The sequence below is a fragment of the Mycobacterium sp. UM_11 genome (genome assembly GCF_001414075.1).
Taxonomy (GTDB): Bacteria; Actinomycetota; Actinomycetes; order Mycobacteriales; family Mycobacteriaceae; genus Mycobacterium.
Map to the genome: position 1 here is coordinate 1 of NZ_LATC01000046.1, position 17,546 is coordinate 17,546.

Genomic DNA, 17,546 nt, shown 5'->3' on the forward strand with positions numbered 1-17,546 from the left:
GATGTGTATAAGAGACAGGTTCGAGCTGGTGGGCAACGCCGGGTCGGTGCGCGTCTACGACGACTACGCTCACCATCCCACCGAGATCAGCGCCACGCTGGCCGCGGTGCGCACGGTCCTCGAGCAGAGCGGCGGCGGTCGCAGCGTGGTGGTGTTTCAGCCCCACTTGTATTCGCGCACAAAGGAATTCGCGGCAGAGTTCGGCCGCGCGCTCGATGCCGCCGACGAGGTGTTCGTCCTCGACGTCTACGGCGCGCGTGAGCAACCGCTCGCCGGCGTCAGCGGCGCCAGCGTCGCCGAGCACGTCAGCGTGCCGGTGCGCTACCTGCCGAACTTCTCCGCGGTCCCCGAGCAGGTGGCGGCCGCGGCCGGGCCCGGGGACGTCATCGTCACGATGGGCGCGGGTGACGTGACCCTGCTGGGCCCGGAGATCGTGACCGAGCTGCGGATCCGGGACAACCGCAGCGCGCCCGGCCGGCCGGGGGCGCCGCGGTGACCCAGCCGAACGACGCGACGCCGAGCGATCTGGGCGAGGTCGGCGGGCCACCCGAGGCCGGGGAGGCCGCCACCGAGCCGATATTCGTCGGGGGGCCCGAGGGCGAGATCACGCCCGAGCCGGACGAATTCGAGGGGCCGCGCCGGCGGGCCCGCCGCGAACGCGCCGAACGCCGGGCCGCCCAGGCGCGCGCCACCGCCATCGAAGAGGCCCGCCGCGAGGCCAAACGCCGGGTCAGCGGCCGCGTGGCCGACGAGCCCAAGCCCGTCGCCCGGGGCGTGGTGCGCGGCTTGAAGATGCTGCTGGTGACGGTGCTCCTGGTCGTCCTCGGGATCGGGCTCGCGCTGATTCTCTACTTCACGCCGGCGATGTCGGCCCGCAACATCGTGGTCATCGGCACCGGCGTGGTGACCAGGGAAGAGGTGCTCGACGCCGCGCGGGTGCGGCCCGGGACGCCGCTGCTGCAGATCAACACCAGCCAGGTCGCCGATCGGGTGGCGGCGATCCGGCGGGTGGCCAGCGCCCGCGTGCAGCGCCAGTATCCGTCGGCGCTGCGCATCACGATCGTCGAGCGAGTTGCGGTGGCGGTGAAGGACTTTCCCGACGGCCCGCACCTGTTCGACCGCGACGGCGTCGACTTCGCGACGGGGCCGCCGCCCCCGGCGCTGCCCTACCTCGACGTCGCCGATCCGGGCCCCACCGACCCGGCCACCAAGGCGGCCCTGCAGGTGCTGACCGCGCTGCGACCCGAGGTCGCGGGTCAGGTGGGCCGGATCGCGGCCCCCTCGGTGGCCTCGATCACGCTGACCCTGGGCGACGGGCGCGTGATCATCTGGGGAACGACCGACCGCACCGACGAGAAGGCCGAGAAGCTGGCCGCCCTGCTGACCCAGCCCGGCCGGACCTACGACGTCTCGAGCCCCGACCTGCCCACGGTGAAGTAGGGGCGCCCGCCGGATTGTGACGGTGGCAACAGAAAAATTTGCGAGCCGCGCGTCGGCGCGCCTGCGTGGTTAGGGCGCGCCATGCCCATACCGTTCTGGTTGCGCGGAACTACTTGACATAACTCTAACTCTATGGTTGAGGTTGAGGGTTTGCCAGGGCGGACCGCGAACGTTCTCCGAGCAATCCCGTCGCGAAGAACTGAGCCCACCAGGGAGGAAAACGAATGATGACCCCCCCGCATAACTACCTGGCCGTCATCAAGGTCGTGGGTATCGGTGGCGGCGGCGTCAACGCCGTGAACCGGATGATCGAGCAGGGCCTCAAGGGCGTGGAGTTCATCGCGATCAACACCGACGCGCAGGCGCTGTTGATGAGCGACGCCGACGTCAAGCTCGACGTGGGCCGCGACTCCACCCGCGGGCTCGGCGCCGGAGCCGACCCGGAGGTGGGCCGCCGGGCCGCCGAGGACGCCAAGGACGAGATCGAGGAGCTGCTGCGCGGCGCCGACATGGTGTTCGTCACCGCAGGCGAGGGCGGCGGCACCGGCACCGGCGGCGCGCCCGTCGTGGCCAGCATCGCCCGCAAGCTGGGCGCGCTGACCGTCGGCGTGGTCACCCGGCCGTTCTCCTTCGAGGGCAAACGGCGCGGCAACCAGGCCGAAAGCGGCATCGCCGCGCTGCGCGAGAGCTGCGACACCCTGATCGTCATCCCCAACGACCGGCTGCTGCAGATGGGCGACGCGGCGGTGTCGCTGATGGACGCGTTCCGCAGCGCCGACGAGGTGCTGCTCAACGGCGTACAGGGCATCACCGACCTGATCACCACCCCGGGCCTGATCAACGTCGACTTCGCCGACGTCAAGGGCATCATGTCGGGCGCAGGCACGGCGCTGATGGGCATCGGTTCGGCCCGCGGCGAGGGCCGCTCGCTCAAGGCGGCCGAGATCGCGATCAACTCGCCGCTGCTGGAGGCCTCGATGGAGGGCGCCCAGGGCGTGCTGATGTCGATCGCCGGCGGCAGCGACCTGGGGCTGTTCGAGATCAACGAGGCCGCCTCGCTGGTGCAGGACGCCGCCCACCAGGACGCGAACATCATCTTCGGCACGGTCATCGACGACTCGCTGGGCGACGAGGTGCGCGTAACCGTGATCGCCGCGGGTTTCGACGCCACCGGACCCGGCCGCAAGCCGGTCATCGGCGGCGCCGCCGCCGAGAAGGCCGGCGCGCACCGGATCGAGTCGGCGAAGGCCGGCAAACTCACCTCGACGCTCTTCGAGCCCGTGGACGCGGTCAGCGTGCCGGTGCACACCAACGGCGCCACGCTGAATATCGGCGGGGACGACGACGATGTCGACGTGCCGCCGTTCATGCGCCGTTGAGGGTCTCGATTTGCTTGCCGCTGCGCGACGAACCGGCCAAGAAACATAGGGGGCCGGATGGCGGTGCCCGTCGGCAGGCGGTGCGCTCCGGATACTGAGGGGGTGAGCGTGCGCATCCGGCGGGTAACCACCACCCGCGCCGGCGGTGTCTCCGGCCCGCCGTTCGACACCTTCAACCTGGGCGACCACGTCGGCGACGATCCGGCGGCGGTGTCCGCCAACCGAAAGCGGCTCGCCGCGGCCATCGGCCTCAAGCCCGAGCGTGTGGTGTGGATGAACCAGGTGCACGGCGACCGGGTGGAGGTGGTCGACGGGCCGCGGCCCGTCGCGGTCGACAACACCGACGCGTTGGTCACCACCACCGCGCGACTGGCGTTGGCGGTGGTGACCGCCGACTGCGTACCGGTGCTGCTGGGCGACGCGCGCGCCGGTGTGGCCGCGGCGGTGCACGCGGGCCGCGTCGGCGCCCAGCTCGGGGTGGTGCCCCGCACGGTGGAGGCGATGCTGGCGCTGGGGGCCCACGCCGAGGACATCTCGGCCCTGCTGGGCCCGGCGGTCAGCGGGCGAAATTACGAGGTACCCGCGGCCATGGCCGACGAGGTCGAGGCCACGTTGCCCGGCAGCCGCACCACCACCGCGGCGGGCACTCCCGGACTCGACTTAAGGGTCGGAATCGCTTGCCAGCTAGAGCAATTGGGCGTCACGGCGATCGACTCCGATCCCCGGTGCACGGTGGACGACCCGGCGTTGTTCAGCCATCGTCGGGGCGCGCCGACCGGGCGACTGGCCTCGCTGGTCTGGATGGAATGACCGCGATGACGGTAGGAAGGCCGACCCCAGACAGCGGCAGCGACCGCGAAACGGAATTGACCCACGCATTAGCGGCCGTGCGCTCGCGCCTTGCGGCCGCCGCGGAAGCCGCGGGGCGCAATGTCGGTGAAATCGAACTCCTGCCGATAACCAAATTCTTTCCAGCAACCGATGTGGTGACTTTGTCCCGATTGGGTTGCCGGGCCGTTGGCGAATCGCGGGACCAGGAAGCGTCGGCGAAAGTGAGCGAAGTCACCAAACTGTTGGCGGCCCCGTCGCGGTCGGATACTCCGGGCCTGCGTTGGCACATGGTCGGCCACATTCAGCGCAACAAGGCCCGCTCGGTCGCCCGCTGGGCGCACACCGCGCACTCGGTCGACAGCACGCACTTGGTCAGCGCGCTCGACCGCGGCGTGTCGGCGGCCCTGGCGGAGGGCCGGCGCGCCGATCCGATGCGGATCTACGTTCAGGTCAGCCTCGACGGCGACGAGGCGCGGGGCGGCGTCGACATCTCGGCCCCGGGGGCCGTCGATCAGCTGTGCGCGCAGGCCGAGGAGTCAAAATGCCTGGAACTGGCCGGGCTGATGGCCATCCCGCCGCTGGGCTCGGATCCCGATGCCGCCTTCGAGCGCCTGCGAACCGAGCACCTGCGCGTCCTGGAGTCCCATCCGAACGCCGTCGGCCTGTCCGCCGGCATGTCCGACGATTTCGAAATTGCCGTCAAACACGGTTCCACGTGTGTGCGTGTCGGTACCGCGCTATTGGGTCCGCGGCCGCTACCGTCACCGTATTAAGTCACTGTAGTCACATCTTCATCACTGACACCAACCAACAGGGGCTAGAAGGGCTAGAAGGGGTCAACGCAATGAGCACACTGCACAAAGTCAAGGCCTATTTCGGGATGGCCCCGATGGACGACTACGACGACGAGTATTACGACGACCACGCTCCGTCCCGCGGTTTCCCGCGGCCGCGTTTCGACGACGGGTACGGCCGCTACGAGGGGCGCGACTACGACGACCCGCGCGAGCCCGGCGACTACCCGCCGCCGGCCGGCTACCGCGGCGGCTACGGTGACGAGCCGCGCTACGGCGCCGTCCATCCCCGCGAGTTCGAGCGGCCCGAGATGGGCCGGCCCCGCTTCGGGTCCTGGCTGCGCAACTCCACCCGCGGCGCGCTGGCGATGGACCCGCGCCGGATGGCGATGATGTTCGAGGAGGGCCACCCGCTCTCCAAGATCACCACGCTGCGGCCCAAGGACTACAGCGAAGCCCGCACCATCGGCGAGCGGTTCCGCGACGGCACCCCGGTCATCATGGACCTGGTGTCGATGGACAACGCCGACGCGAAGCGTCTCGTCGACTTCGCGGCCGGCCTGGCCTTCGCGCTGCGCGGCTCCTTCGACAAGGTGGCGACCAAGGTGTTCCTGCTCTCGCCCGCCGACGTCGACGTGTCGCCCGAAGAGCGTCGGCGGATCGCCGAAACCGGCTTCTACGCTTACCAATAACCGCGGCTCGTCGGCGGCCGTCGGTCACCGCTTCCGGCGGCCGGGCCGGTTGAGATGTGGCCGGGCGCCCGGAGTCGGTACGCTGGCAGGCGCCGCGCAAGCCCGCGGCGCTTGACATCTCATCGGTAAGGTCGGGGCTCTTCAGTTGGTGCTGTTCTTTCAGATCCTTGGGTTTGCGCTGTTCATCTTCTGGCTGCTGCTCATCGCTCGGGTCGTCGTCGAGTTCATCCGCTCGTTCAGCCGGGACTGGCATCCCACCGGCATCACGGTGGTGATCCTCGAGATCATCATGTCCATCACCGATCCGCCGGTGAAGCTGCTGCGCCGGCTGATCCCACAACTCACCATCGGGGCGGTCCGGTTCGACCTGTCCATCATGGTGCTGCTGCTGGTCGCGTTCATCGGCATGCAACTGGCGTTCGGCGCCGCGGCGTAGCCCGGTTCCGCCCCCTCGCGGCAGGGCGCCTTCCGGGCCGGAGACGGTTCGGATACGTTTCAGCCTCGGTTTGATGCCCGCGATTTAAAAATTCTAAGGATTCGGATTTTATTGCTCTCAGCGTTTGCAATTGGTTCTTATTTATTGGCCTAAACAGCAACCGTCGCGCCTGGTGTGACAGGATGGACGGCAGTTGCACGACGGCTACCACTGCGTTCTACACTTTCGGGAACGTTAGACAGGATCTTGAGGGGACGAAACAATGCCGCTTACACCAGCCGACGTCCACAATGTGGCGTTCAGTAAGCCACCGATCGGCAAGCGGGGCTACAACGAAGATGAGGTCGACGCCTTCCTCGATCTGGTGGAGGCCGAGCTGACGCGGCTCATCGAAGAGAACAGCGATCTGCGTCAGCGGATCGAGGAGCTGGACCACGAGCTGGCCGCCGGCGGTGGCGCCAGCGCCGCTCCCGCCGCGGCCGCCGCCCCCACGCAGGCGATTCCGGTCGCCGAGCCGGAGCCGGCACCCAAGCCGGCACCGGCGGCGGCGGCACCCGCCGCCTCCCAGGGCACCAACGAGGAGCAGGCCATGAAGGCCGCCCGGGTGCTCAGCCTCGCGCAGGACACCGCCGACCGGCTGACCAGCACCGCCAAGGCGGAGTCGGACAAGATGCTGGCCGACGCCCGCGCCAACGCCGACCAGATCCTCACCGAGGCCCGCCAGACCGCCGAGACCACGGTCACCGAGGCCCGGCAGCGCGCCGACGCGATGCTCGCGGACGCGCAGACCCGCTCCGAGACCCAGCTGCGCCAGGCCCAGGAGAAGGCCGACGCCCTGCAGGCCGACGCCGAACGCAAGCACTCCGAGATCATGGGAACGATCAACCAGCAGCGCACCGTCCTGGAAGGCCGGCTCGAGCAGCTGCGCACGTTCGAGCGGGAGTACCGCACCCGGCTCAAGACCTACCTGGAATCCCAGCTGGAAGAGCTCGGCCAGCGCGGATCGGCGGCGCCCGTCGACTCCAGCGCCGACGCCGGCGGATTCGACCAATTCAACCGGGGTAACAACTAGTTCCACGGCCGTGCCGGACACTCGCCTGACTGCGCGGCTGGCACACTGAGCCTGCACAAGAACTGGCTGTCCCGCTCGTCGCTTGGAGGATGACCGATGCTGATCATTGCGCTGGTGCTGGCCCTGGTCGGGCTCGTCGCGTTGGTGTTCGCCGTCGTCACCAGCAACGAGTTGGTGGCCTGGGTGTGCATCGGCGCCAGCGTGCTCGGCGTGGTGCTGTTGATCATCGACGCGTTGCAGGAGCGGCAGCGGCGTGACGCCGGTGTCACCGACCAGGCCCAGGACGAGGCGGGCGCCGGGGAAGAAGAGGCCGTCGACTATCCCGAGGAAGCCTCACCCGAGGCCGGCCCCGAGCCGTCGGAGCAAGTCGAGGCCACCGAACAGTCGACGGTTCCGGCGGAGGGCCGCGGCGACGAGGCCGCCAAGTAGCACTCAGCCGGTGGGCGCGGCCAGCGCCTCGCGCACCTCGTCGTCGCTGACCTGGTGGAAATCGGCGTAGACCTGGCCGACCGCTTCGAACCCGGGCGGCATGGTCACGCAAACCACCTCGTCGGCCTCGAGCCCGAGCTCACGGCAGGTGGACGCCGGTCCCACCGGCACCGCCACGACAATCGACTTCGGGCCCGCGGCCCGCACCGCCCGGACCGCGGCCAGCATGCTGGCGCCGGTGGCAATCCCGTCGTCGACCAAGATCACCACCCGGCCGCGCGGATCGGCCGGGGCGCGCCCGCCTCGATACGCCCGCTCGCGCCGCGCGAGTTCTGCCGTCTCGCTCTCGATCACCTCGCGCACCTGCTCGTCGGTGATGCGCAGGCTCGAGACCACGTCGTCGTTCATCACCACGCCACCGCCGCTGGCCAAGGCGCCCATCGCCAGTTCCGACCAGCGGGGCACCCCGAGCTTGCGAACCAGGAACACGTCGAGCGGCGCGTGCAACGCCGCGGCGATCTCCCGGGCCACCGGCACGCCGCCGCGGGCCAGGCCGAAGACCAGAACGTCATCTCGGTCGCGATAGGTCATCAGCTGTTCGGCCAGCGCGCGACCGGCCTCGCCACGGTCGTGGAACGTGCGCGTCGAAGAACGTCGGAGAAAGCCGTCGGGTGTCATCGGTCGCAGTCCAGCCTAGGCCGGTCAGCGAACCCGCGTCTCTCCCGGGGCGTTTTGGTTCTGGCTTCCCGCGTCGGCGTCGGGCCCGCTGACCAGGTGCTCGAAAGTGCCGGTGACGTCCAGGATGCGGTCGAGGAATCGCGGCCGATTGTCCAGGTGCAGGCGCACCCCCGCCTGGGAGCTGCGGCGATGGATGAGCAGCAGGCCGGAGAGGCCGGCCGAATCGCAGAAGACCAGCTCGGCCAGGTCCAGATGCAGGTGCGCCGGGGCGGGTTGCAGGTTGAGCAGCTCACCGGTGGTGCCCACCAACGCGTCCACGGTTTCGTAGACCAAGTCACCCGACACGTGCACGCGGGCCGACCGCTCGGTGGTGGCGACGCTCAGGGATAGGTTCATTCGGGCGCTCCTGGGCAGGCGACGAGGGCATCGTTTGCTGAACGCAGCAGCCGCTGGCTGCGGGGGAACTCGTGGAGCTGGGCTGCCAGCAAATCCAGCGCCGGGCTAAGCGACGCGGCCGGAACGCCGCGCGCGGCGAGGATGTCGGCGGTCCAGGTGACGAAGTCGGTGAACAACGCGTCGTCGTCGGTGTACAGGCTCACCGTGAGGAAGTCGACGATGTGGGCGATGTCTTCGACCGTGTGCTGCCGTTGCAGCGTCGAGTACGCCCGCACGGCGGGGAAGCGGTCCTCCATATCGGCCAGGGTGGACTTCACCAGCTGCGCCGCGCTGCGGCTCACCATCGTGTATTCCTGGTCGACCAGGTGCGGCAGGTCATCGACGGGCTGGCGGCTGGATGCGCGGCGCACGCTTGGGAATCCGCGGCGCAGCCGCTCCTCGGCGGTGCGCGCGTCGGGGGCCCACGCGTCGGCGCCCAGCTGGCGGGCGAAGCGGCCGTCCCGGCCGAAGGCGGCGCCGCCGGCCAGGACGGGGAAGCCGGCGGACTGGCACGCGACGATGGCGGCGTGCGCGTTGGGCAGCCGGGTGGGGATCGAGCAGGAGAGTGCGACGACATCGGGGCCGTGCTCGTGCACGTGGGCGATCAGGTGCGGGGTGGGGACCTGCGCCCCGAGAAAGTCGACCTGCCAGCCGCGCAGCCGCAGGACCTCCGCGAGCAGCCTGGCCGGCAAAGCGTGCCACTCACCGTCGACGCACGCCAATGCGACCCGGCCGCCGTGGGCTACGACTTTGCTGGCGGCGTGATGAGCCAAGGCGGCGATGACGCGGTCGTTGATGGCGGTGGCCGCGTGTTCCTGCGCGACGCTGATCCGGTTGGCTGCCCATTCGGCGCCCACCCGGTGCTGCACGGGGGCGATCACCTCCAGCAGCACGTCCTCGGGCGTCATGCCCGCTTCCAGGGCGGCGAACACGGTGGCCGCGGCCGCGTACTCGTCGCGGTCGGCGAGCGCCCCCCACAGCCGCTCGCGGATGAGCAGTTCGTCGGCGGCACTGGCCGCGGCCGCCGCGTCGGTGTCGAAGGAACTCACGCGACGTACCTGCCCCGGGTGTGGCCATCCACGGCGGACAGGTGGGTGCGCCGCGGGGCGGTGATAGCGACGACCGCGATGTCGTCGTGCACGCGCTGCCCCACCCATTGCGTGGTCAGCATCAGGACGCGCTCGACGATCGCTTCGGCCGGCATTCCGGCACAGCCGGTCAGCGCGTCCGCCAGGCGTTGCTCGCCGAAGAAGTCGTCGCCGAGCGGGCCCCCGCGCGCTTCGGTGATTCCGTCGGTGTACAGCACGCACGTCTCGCCCGGAGCGAGGGACGTTTCGCACGATTGCACGGTGATCCGCTCCAGCGCCCCGACCAGCGTGCCCTTGGTGTTGGCCTCTTCCACCTGCCCGTTGTCGCGCACGATCAACGGCGCGGGATGCCCGGCGGAGGTCAACCGCAGCACCACCTGACCGTCGCGGTAGGCCACCGAGGCCAGCACCAACGTGGCGAACCGGGTGTGATCGGACGACAGCATGGCGCGGTTGAGCAGCGTGAGCACGCCCTCGTGGTCCTCCGCCAGCGGCGTCAGGGCCTGCAGCGTGTTCCGGATCTTGCCGGTCATCACCGCGGCCTCCAGCCCCTTGCCGCACACGTCGCCCAGCACCACCAGCGTCTCGTCCTCGGGGCTCGCCGCGGGGTGGAAGTCGTAGAAGTCGCCGCCGACGACCTCGTAATCCTTCGAAGCCCGGTACCCACCGGCGAATTCGATGCCGTGCAGCCCGTGCAGCGGCGGCGGCAGCAGGTCGCGCATCAGGGTGCGGGTGATGGCGGCCTGCTCCGCGTAGAGCCGCGCGGCCGACAACGCCGCGCCGGCCCGGGCGGCGAACAACCCGGCGAAGATCTCTTCGTCGGCGCTGTACACCGGCCGATCGGCGCGGCGCAGCAACACCAAAGCCCCCGCCGAGCCCCCGTGCCCGGGCAGCGTCAGGATCATGACGGACCCGATCGGACCCGAGAAATGTTGGGGGACAAGCCAATCCGGTATGGTTACCGGGTCGATCCAGCCCGACGAGACCGGAGGGAACCCGTGCAGCGCCTCGCTCAAGCCCGCCACCGCCGCCGGGTCCGCGTCGATGCTGCACTGCTCCACCGCGCCGGCCGCGCCGCTGTAGAAGACCGGCAGTCGCCGGCCATGGCCGGCGGGAGCCACCAGCGCCGCCGCGTCCGCCAGGTGCTGTGCGGCCATCTGGACCGTCGCTTCCCGGCAGCGGTCGACATTGAGCGACGCCGTCAACACCGAGGACGCCTCCAGCAGGATCGCCGCGCGCTCCTGCTCGCGCGCCAACGCCTCTTGGGCCTCCCGCAACAGCTGGCCGGTGTCCTCGACCAGCGACCAGGCCACCTCGCCGCTGGGCAACACCGCGGCGTGCGCGTCGAACTTCCGGCTTCCCACGCTTCCCGAGACGACGGACGCGTCCGTGCCGGGGGGAAGTTGGACGAGACGATGGTGTGCGCGCGCCAGCCAGTCGACCGCGTCGATCCGGCCCCCCTGCGACGCGCCGGGGAGCAGGGCTCCGGCCGACCCGCTCAGCGCCCGGATGACTCCGTCGCGATCGATGACCACCGTGGGACAGGGCACGGCCGCCCACAGCGCGTCGAGGTCGATCTCGACGCCTAGGTGGGCACCATCATGCATGCGGTTGACCTGTCAACGCGGGGATTGCGGTTCGGCTCGTTCGCCGAATGCGCACGTACTTGATTGCAGGACAGCTTCGTTCGCGCTGGCCGTGCCTCGAAGGTGCAGCGGAGGAGCCTTTTCTCGACCCCTGTCGCGGGACTGCGGCAGGCCCCTTCTTCATCGCCTGCGCCACGCGTGTGATTGCGGCTTCGCCGCTCAACACACTCTATAGCCTCAGTCGCGTGTGATTGCGGCTTCGCCGCTCAACACACTCCATCGGCTCGGACATGAACGCGGGCGTTCATGTCCCTCGCCTCAGTCGCGTGTGATTGCGGCTTCGCCGTTCAACACACTCCATCGGCTCGGACATGAACGCGAGCGGTCATGTCCCTCGCCTCAGTCGCGTGTGATTGCGGCTTCGCCGCTCAACACACTCCATCGGCTCGGACATCAACGCGGGCTTTCATGTCCCTCGCCTCAGTCGCGTGTCCGAGGGGGGACTTGAACCCCCACGCCCATTAGTAGGGCACTAGCACCTCAAGCTAGCGCGTCTGCCATTCCGCCACTCGGACAAGCCAACCGCATGGGTTGGCAGCTAAGGCTATCGGATTGTCTCACGCCGACCCAATCCAGTAGGGCCGCTCAGCGCCGAGCCGAGCGGCCTCGGCAGTGGTAGGAAAGGTGGTTGTGACCGACCAGACCGCGTTCCCGGCCGAACCGAGTGACGACGTGGTCGAGGTGGTCAGCAGATTGATCCGGTTCGACACCACCAACACCGGCGAACCGGAGACGACGCGGGGCGAGGCCGAGTGCGCGCAGTGGGTTGCCGAGCAGCTCGCCGAGGTCGGCTACTTGCCGCAATACGTGGAGTCGGGGGCTCCAGGCCGCGGCAATGTGATCGCCCGGCTAGCGGGTGCGGACAGCTCGCGGGGCGCGCTGCTGATCCACGGGCATCTCGACGTGGTGCCGGCAGAGCCGGCCGAGTGGAGCGTCCACCCGTTCTCCGGCGCGGTCAAGGACGGCTTCGTGTGGGGCCGCGGCGCGGTCGACATGAAGGACATGGTCGGCATGATGATCGTGGTCGCCCGGCGGTTGAAGCGGGCCGGGATCGTGCCGCCGCGTGACCTGGTGTTCGCGTTCCTCGCCGACGAGGAGCACGGCGGCAGCTTCGGCGCGCAATGGCTTGTCGACAATCGGCCCGACCTGTTCGCGGGCGTCACCGAGGCGATCGGTGAGGTGGGCGGGTTCTCGCTGACCGTGCCGCGCCGCGACGGCGGCGAACGCCGGCTGTATCTGATCGAGACGGCCGAGAAGGGTTTGTCGTGGATGCGGCTGACCGCCCGCGGCCCGGCCGGACACGGATCGATGGTGCACGACCAGAACGCCGTCACCGCCGTCGCCGAGGCGGTCGCCCGGCTGGGCCGGCATCAGTTCCCGCTCGTGCTGACCGATACCGTCGCCCAGTTCCTGGCCGCCGTCCAGGAGGAGACCGGGCTGACGTTCGACGTCTCGTCGGGCGATCTGGCCGGAGCGATCGAAAAGCTCGGCCCCATGGCGCGCATGCTCAAGGCCGTGCTGCAGGACACCGCGAACCCGACGATGCTCAAGGCCGGGTACAAGGCCAACGTCGTCCCGGCGGTGGCGGAAGCGGTGGTCGACTGCCGAATTCTTCCGGGCCGTAAAGCGGCGTTCGAAGCCGAGATCGACGAACTGCTGGGGCCCGACGTCACGCGCGAGTGGATCAAGGACTTCGAGTCGTACGAGACCAGCTTCGACGGCGACCTGGTCGACGCGATGAACGCCGCCGTGCTGGCCCTTGACCCCGAGGGACGCACGGTGCCCTACATGCTTTCCGGCGGTACCGACGCAAAGTCCTTCGCCCGCTTGGGTATTCGTTGTTTTGGTTTCAGCCCGCTGCGGTTGCCGCCGGACCTCGACTTCACCGCGCTGTTCCACGGGGTCGACGAGCGGGTACCCGTGGATGCGCTGAGGTTCGGCACCGATGTGCTGGAACACTTCCTGACACACTGCTGAAGACACGACAGGTAACGAGAGGATCGCCCATGAGCACCGCGCCCGACCCGTACGCCGCGCTGCCGCAGCTGCCGACGTTCACGCTGACATCGGAATCGGTCACCGACGGCCAGTCGCTGGCCCAGCCGCAGGTCAGCGGGATCATGGGCGCGGGCGGAGAAGATGTCAGCCCGCAGTTGAGCTGGTCGGGATTCCCGGGGGAGACCCGCAGCTTCGCCGTTACCGTCTACGACCCCGACGCGCCGACGGCCTCGGGATTCTGGCATTGGGCGTTGGCCAACCTGCCCGCCGACGTCACCGAGCTGCCCGCGGGCGCCGGCGACGGCAGCGACCTGCCCGGAGGAGCGCTCACCCTGGTCAACGACGCGGGCATGCGCCGCTACATCGGTGCCGCTCCGCCGCCGGGGCACGGGCCGCACCGCTACTACATCGCGGTGCACGCGGTCGACGTCGACAAGCTCGACCTTGGCGAGGACGCCAGCCCCGCATACCTCGGCTTCAACCTGTTCCAGCACGCGATCGCGCGCGCCGTCATCCACGGCATCTACGAGCAGAAGTAGCTCGCGCCGACTTGTCGGCGGGCGGTTGTATCATTCGAACATGCGTTCGAGTGATTGGAAAGTGATTCAGACCGATATCGACGCGTTGAGCGCGGTCGTCTCGCGCTTCCAGCGGCATTCGTATGAGGCGTTGACGCCCGCGAAGCTGGCTGAAGTGCTGGAAGAGCGCGCGTTTGTCATTGGCCAGCTGGATGCGCTCACGTATGAGCTGCGCAGCCCGTTCGCACGGCCGAATGGGCGGCGCACATGACCTTGACGGACCGTGAGCAGATTCAGGCCGACGTTGACGCGTTGTGCGCTGTGGCTACTCGTTTCCAGGATCATGCGTATGCGGCGCTGACCAACCCGGAACGCTTGGGGATATTGGAGAAACTCGAAGGCGTAACACGGAAACTCCAGACGCCAAGTCACCAGCTCATCAATCAGCTTGGTGAGCAAGCGGATTCGGCAGAGCTGGGCGGCAAGCTGAGCTGGGCGTTGGCCGATCGGCTGAACATCACCCGTGGGGAGGCCAGCCGCCGCATCGCTGAGGCAGCCGAACTGGGTCCGCGGCGGGCGCTGTCCGGTGAGCCGTTGGCGCCGGTGCTGCCCGCCACCGCCGCGGCCCAACGCGCCGGTGCCATCGGGCCCGACCACGTGGCGGTGATCCGGCGGTTTTTCCACCAGCTGCCCGACTCCGTCGACGTGGGCACTCGTGCGGAGGCCGAGAAGGACTTGGCGGTCCGGGCCGCCGGGTTTCGCCCCGACACGCTCGCCAAGCTCGCCCGCCGTCTGATGGACTGCCTCAACCCCGACGGCAGCTACACCGACGCCGACCGGGCGCGCGCCCGCGGGCTGGTGCTGGGAAACCAGCAGGCCGACGGCATGTCAAAGCTGAGCGGGTGGTTGACGCCAGAAGCGCGCGCCAGCTGGGAGGCGGCGCTGGCCAAGCTGGCCGCGCCCGGGATGTGCAACCCCGACGATGAGACGCCGGTCGTGGACGGCGCACCGCCAGAAGAGGCGGTGCGGCGCGACACCCGCACGGCCGCCCAGCGCAACCACGACGGCCTCAACGCCGCCCTGCGTGCGTTGTTGGCCAGCGGCACCCTGGGCCGGCACAACGGATTGCCGGCGGCCATCGTCGTGACGACTACACTCACCGAGTTGGAAGCCGCCGCGGGCAGGGGCTTGACCGGAGGGGGCACCATCCTGCCCATGTCCGATGTGATCCGCCTGGCGCGGCATGCCCACCACTATTTGGCGGTCTTCGACAAGGGCAAGCCGCTGGCGCTGTATCACGGCAAGCGCCTGGCCTCGCCGGGTCAGCGAATTGTCTTGTACGCCAAGGATCGCGGCTGTTCGCATCCGGGTTGCGACGTGCCGGGCTATTACTGCGAAGTCCACCACGTCGAGGACTGGGCCAGCACCCGCCGCACTGACATCGATCAGCTCACCCTGGCGTGCGGGCCGCACCACCGGCTGCTGGAGAAGGGGTGGGCCACCCGAAAACGCGCGAACGGCGAAACGGAATGGATCCCGCCGCCGCACCTGAATCGCGGGCAGCCCCGCGTCAACACTTTCCACCATCCCGAACGGGTCCTGGCCGAACAAGACGAAGAGGACCAGGACGACGAGGACGACGCGGCGGGCGCGGCTTAACTCGCCGCCCCGCCGGGGTCAGGCGCGGCCGACCCGACGGCGTCGCTCAGCGAGGCGAACCCGCCGTCGCGCAGCCGGCGGGCGATGCCGTCGTGAATGCGCTTGGGCCACAAGCCCCCTCCGTAGATGAAGCCGGTGTAGCCCTGCAACAGCGACGCGCCCGCGGTGATCCGCTCCCACGCGTCGTCGGCCGTCTCGATGCCGCCGACGCTGATCAGCACCAGGCGATCGCCGACTCGGGCGTATAGCCGGCGCAGCACCTCGGTGGCGAGCCCCGCCACCGGCGGCCCGGAGATGCCACCCGGGCCCAGCGCGTCCACCCCGGGCGTCCGCAGGCCCTGGCGCGACACGGTGGTGTTGGTGGCGACGATCCCGGCCAGGCCCAGCTCGACGGCCAGGTCGGCGACGGCGTCCAGGTCGGCGTCGGAAAGGTCGGGCGCGATCTTCACCAGCACCGGCGTCGACGTCTCGGCGAGGACGGCGGACAGGATGGGCCGCAGCGACTCGACGGCCTGCAAGTCGCGCAGCCCGGGGGTGTTCGGCGAGCTGACGTTGACCACCAGATAGGACGCCAGGGGCCCGACCAGCCGCGCGCTGGCCCGATAGTCGTCGACGGCGGCGGCGGCCGGGGTGGTCTTCGTCTTGCCGATGTTGACCCCGATCGGGATGTCGGGCCGGTGCCGCGCGAGCTGGATCGCCAGCGCGCCTGCGCCGAGGTTGTTGAATCCCATGCGGTTCAGCAGGGCGCGGTCGGCGGGCAGCCGGAACATGCGCGGGGCGGGATTGCCGGGCTGCGCGTTGGCTGTCACGGTTCCCACCTCGGCGTACCCGAACCCGAGCGCGCCCCAGGTCAGTAGCCCCAGGCCGTCCTTGTCGAAGCCGGCGGCCAGCCCGAGCGGCCCGGGGAAGCGGACCCCGAACACCGTGCTCGCCAGCACCGGATCGGTGGGTCCGAGCAGCCGGTGCAACAACCGGCGTGCCGCGGCGACGGCGGTGGCGCCGCGCAGCACCCCGAAGACCAGCGTGTGGATGCGTTCGGGCGGAACCAGGAAGAACAGCCGTCGCAGCAGGCCGTACACCATGCCGTCGCTGGCCACCGTCACAGTTCCGGCTGGTCGGGCCGCCGGTTATCCAGCCGAGACTTCTTGCGGCGCAACAGAACCCGCCTGCTACCGTCGGTGTACAGCCGCACCCGGGTCAGCTCCCAGCCGCGGTACTCGGCCTCGATCGACAACCGGGTGGACGCGCTGAGTCGGGTCACTTCCGGGGGCAGCCGCAGCGGCACCCATTCGTAGTCGTCGGACAACTCGCTGTCCCAGCCCGCGGGCAACTGGCTTCGGCGCGGCGCGGTCAACGCGGCCCCGCCGCGTGTTCGATGACCTGCACCCCCGCACCGGACCCCGACACCACGTACAACGTGTCCGACGCTTCGTCGAAGGCAAGCGAGTTGGGTTGCTGCACGGTTGGGTAACGCACCTTTTCGACGGGAATTCCGGTGGACAGATCGTAACCAACCACGATATTCGAAGCGGTCTGGGTTACCCAGCTCAACTCGCGGGATCCGGCCAGGGCGTACGGCGCCTGGGGCACCGGATAGGCCTGCCGCAAGATCAGCGGGTCGACCCCGTAGACCAGCAGCTGGCCGCCGCGGGTGTCGGCGACCAGAACCCGGCCCCACGGGTCCGCGGCCATGGTGGTTGCGCCTTCGCCCGCCCGCAGCGCCTGTTGAACCTGGCCGTCGCCGCCGATCGTCGTGACGGAGGTCTGCCCCCGGTCCAGCACCACCGTCGTATTCCCTTGGGTCGCAAGCCAATCGACCCGCGTGAAAATCTTGCTCCGGCTGCCGACGGCCGCGCTGCCGGCGGCGCCCGGGGTCGGCGAGGCGAGGGTGTAGACGGCCCCGTCGGCGCTGCCCAGCACCAGCTTGCCGTCGGCGCGCAGGGCCACCGCGGTGAAATCGGCCTGCGAAGCGTCGGCGACGTTCACCCGCGCCGCGCGGCCCGTGGACAGGTCGACCACGAAATAGCCACCCCGCGCGGCGAGGAACAGGGTGCCGCGGCCGTCGTCGGTCAACGCGGTCGCCGGCCCGGGCAGGCCGACGACCCGCGGCGCGGCGCTCGTGCCACCGAACACGGTGACGGTGGCCGGTCCCTTGGGATCGGCGCCGGGCGCCAGCACCGCAAGCTGGTGAGTGCCGCCGTCGAAGGCCGCCGCGGCGGCGTGGGCGGCCATCGGGCGGACCTGCCCGGCCGGCTGTTGTGACGCCGGCGGCGACACCGCGGCCACGGCCGGTTCGATGGTGGGCGGCGCCGATTTGAATGTATTGGACGAACATCCCACGACCGCGGCCAGCAAAAGCGCGACGCCGAGCACACCGTGATGCACTGGCGGTTTACTGCGCATGTGTCCTGACAGCAATGATCATCCCTCGCGTAGCGCCGGTGGAGTTCC

At 69.7% G+C, this 17,546-nt stretch carries 19 protein-coding genes, 1 tRNA gene and 1 pseudogene; 13 read left to right on the forward strand and 8 right to left on the reverse strand.

The genetic code is table 11. The features are described 5' to 3' along the window. From WU80_RS13465 to WU80_RS13505, 9 genes are all read left to right on the forward strand, one after another. On the forward strand, positions 1–496 hold a 496-nt coding region (locus WU80_RS13465; protein WP_304437994.1), incomplete at its 5' end, for a glutamate ligase domain-containing protein. Between the two features lie 29 nt (positions 497–525). Beyond that, a complete protein-coding gene (gene ftsQ, locus WU80_RS13470; RefSeq protein ID WP_055405676.1) occupies positions 526–1,440 on the forward strand; it encodes a cell division protein FtsQ in 915 nt (304 codons plus the stop codon). A gap of 227 nt (positions 1,441–1,667) precedes the next feature. Continuing rightward, the gene (ftsZ, locus tag WU80_RS13475; protein WP_055405771.1) at positions 1,668–2,819 is read left to right on the forward strand and encodes a cell division protein FtsZ; all 1,152 of its coding nucleotides are present in this window, start codon (positions 1,668–1,670) and stop codon (positions 2,817–2,819) included. A gap of 102 nt (positions 2,820–2,921) precedes the next feature. Further along, on the forward strand, positions 2,922–3,629 hold the full coding sequence (pgeF, locus tag WU80_RS13480; protein ID WP_055403393.1) for a peptidoglycan editing factor PgeF: 708 nt from the start codon (positions 2,922–2,924) through the stop codon (positions 3,627–3,629). A 5-nt stretch (positions 3,630–3,634) separates the two neighbouring features. After that, a complete protein-coding gene (locus WU80_RS13485; RefSeq protein ID WP_055403396.1) occupies positions 3,635–4,423 on the forward strand; it encodes a YggS family pyridoxal phosphate-dependent enzyme in 789 nt (262 codons plus the stop codon). A 71-nt stretch (positions 4,424–4,494) separates the two neighbouring features. Continuing rightward, entirely contained in the window at positions 4,495–5,136 is a 642-nt protein-coding gene (locus tag WU80_RS13490) for a cell division protein SepF (protein WP_055403392.1), read from the forward strand. 145 nt (positions 5,137–5,281) lie between these two features. Further along, the gene (locus tag WU80_RS13495) at positions 5,282–5,572 is read left to right on the forward strand and encodes a YggT family protein (protein ID WP_007170773.1); all 291 of its coding nucleotides are present in this window, start codon (positions 5,282–5,284) and stop codon (positions 5,570–5,572) included. A gap of 262 nt (positions 5,573–5,834) precedes the next feature. After that, complete coding sequence (locus WU80_RS13500) at positions 5,835–6,644, forward strand: DivIVA domain-containing protein (protein ID WP_055403391.1); 810 nt, start codon at positions 5,835–5,837, stop codon at positions 6,642–6,644. Positions 6,645–6,740: 96 nt separating this feature from the next. Beyond that, positions 6,741–7,073 (forward strand): hypothetical protein, encoded by a 333-nt coding sequence (locus WU80_RS13505; protein WP_055403390.1) that lies wholly within the window; start codon positions 6,741–6,743, stop codon positions 7,071–7,073. Between the two features lie 3 nt (positions 7,074–7,076). On the opposite strand, the pseudogene WU80_RS13510 reads toward WU80_RS13505, so the two are convergent. From WU80_RS13510 to WU80_RS13530, 5 genes and pseudogenes are all read right to left on the reverse strand, one after another. Beyond that, a pseudogene (locus WU80_RS13510) lies at positions 7,077–7,760 on the reverse strand (phosphoribosyltransferase); the annotation flags it as partial. A 15-nt stretch (positions 7,761–7,775) separates the two neighbouring features. Further along, positions 7,776–8,147: an STAS domain-containing protein gene (locus tag WU80_RS13515; protein WP_055403388.1), complete on the reverse strand. Its 372-nt coding sequence runs from the start codon at positions 8,145–8,147 to the stop codon at positions 7,776–7,778. Continuing rightward, on the reverse strand, positions 8,144–9,235 hold the full coding sequence (locus WU80_RS13520; RefSeq protein WP_055403387.1) for a B12-binding domain-containing protein: 1,092 nt from the start codon (positions 9,233–9,235) through the stop codon (positions 8,144–8,146). The genes WU80_RS13515 and WU80_RS13520 overlap by 4 nt, the downstream gene beginning before the upstream one ends. Further along, a complete protein-coding gene (locus WU80_RS13525; RefSeq protein WP_055403386.1) occupies positions 9,232–10,881 on the reverse strand; it encodes a PP2C family protein-serine/threonine phosphatase in 1,650 nt (549 codons plus the stop codon). Before WU80_RS13525 ends, WU80_RS13520 begins: the two co-directional genes overlap by 4 nt. A gap of 468 nt (positions 10,882–11,349) precedes the next feature. Then, positions 11,350–11,435, reverse strand: a tRNA-Leu gene (locus tag WU80_RS13530). Positions 11,436–11,550: 115 nt separating this feature from the next. On the opposite strand from WU80_RS13530, the gene WU80_RS13535 reads away from it, so the two are divergent. From WU80_RS13535 to WU80_RS13550, 4 genes are read left to right on the forward strand one after another with little or no spacing between them, the layout of a single operon-like run. Next, complete coding sequence (locus WU80_RS13535; protein ID WP_156349553.1) at positions 11,551–12,897, forward strand: M20/M25/M40 family metallo-hydrolase; 1,347 nt, start codon at positions 11,551–11,553, stop codon at positions 12,895–12,897. Between the two features lie 29 nt (positions 12,898–12,926). After that, positions 12,927–13,457, forward strand: coding sequence for a YbhB/YbcL family Raf kinase inhibitor-like protein (locus WU80_RS13540; protein ID WP_055403384.1), 531 nt, complete (start codon positions 12,927–12,929; stop codon positions 13,455–13,457). Between the two features lie 40 nt (positions 13,458–13,497). Further along, the gene (locus WU80_RS13545) at positions 13,498–13,707 is read left to right on the forward strand and encodes a hypothetical protein (protein WP_156349552.1); all 210 of its coding nucleotides are present in this window, start codon (positions 13,498–13,500) and stop codon (positions 13,705–13,707) included. Continuing rightward, entirely contained in the window at positions 13,704–15,095 is a 1,392-nt protein-coding gene (locus tag WU80_RS13550; RefSeq protein ID WP_055403382.1) for an HNH endonuclease signature motif containing protein, read from the forward strand. Before WU80_RS13545 ends, WU80_RS13550 begins: the two co-directional genes overlap by 4 nt. On the opposite strand, the gene WU80_RS13555 is transcribed toward WU80_RS13550, so the two are convergent. The 3 genes from WU80_RS13555 to WU80_RS13565 are packed head-to-tail and all read right to left on the reverse strand — an operon-like array spanning position 15,092 to position 17,513. Beyond that, the gene (locus WU80_RS13555; protein ID WP_197281251.1) at positions 15,092–16,174 is read right to left on the reverse strand and encodes a quinone-dependent dihydroorotate dehydrogenase; all 1,083 of its coding nucleotides are present in this window, start codon (positions 16,172–16,174) and stop codon (positions 15,092–15,094) included. The genes WU80_RS13550 and WU80_RS13555 overlap by 4 nt on opposite strands. A gap of 20 nt (positions 16,175–16,194) precedes the next feature. Then, positions 16,195–16,449, reverse strand: coding sequence for a DUF5703 family protein (locus tag WU80_RS13560; protein WP_055403381.1), 255 nt, complete (start codon positions 16,447–16,449; stop codon positions 16,195–16,197). Continuing rightward, on the reverse strand, positions 16,446–17,513 hold the full coding sequence (locus tag WU80_RS13565; protein WP_369808534.1) for a YncE family protein: 1,068 nt from the start codon (positions 17,511–17,513) through the stop codon (positions 16,446–16,448). The genes WU80_RS13560 and WU80_RS13565 overlap by 4 nt, the downstream gene beginning before the upstream one ends. Positions 17,514–17,546 lie beyond the last annotated feature (33 nt).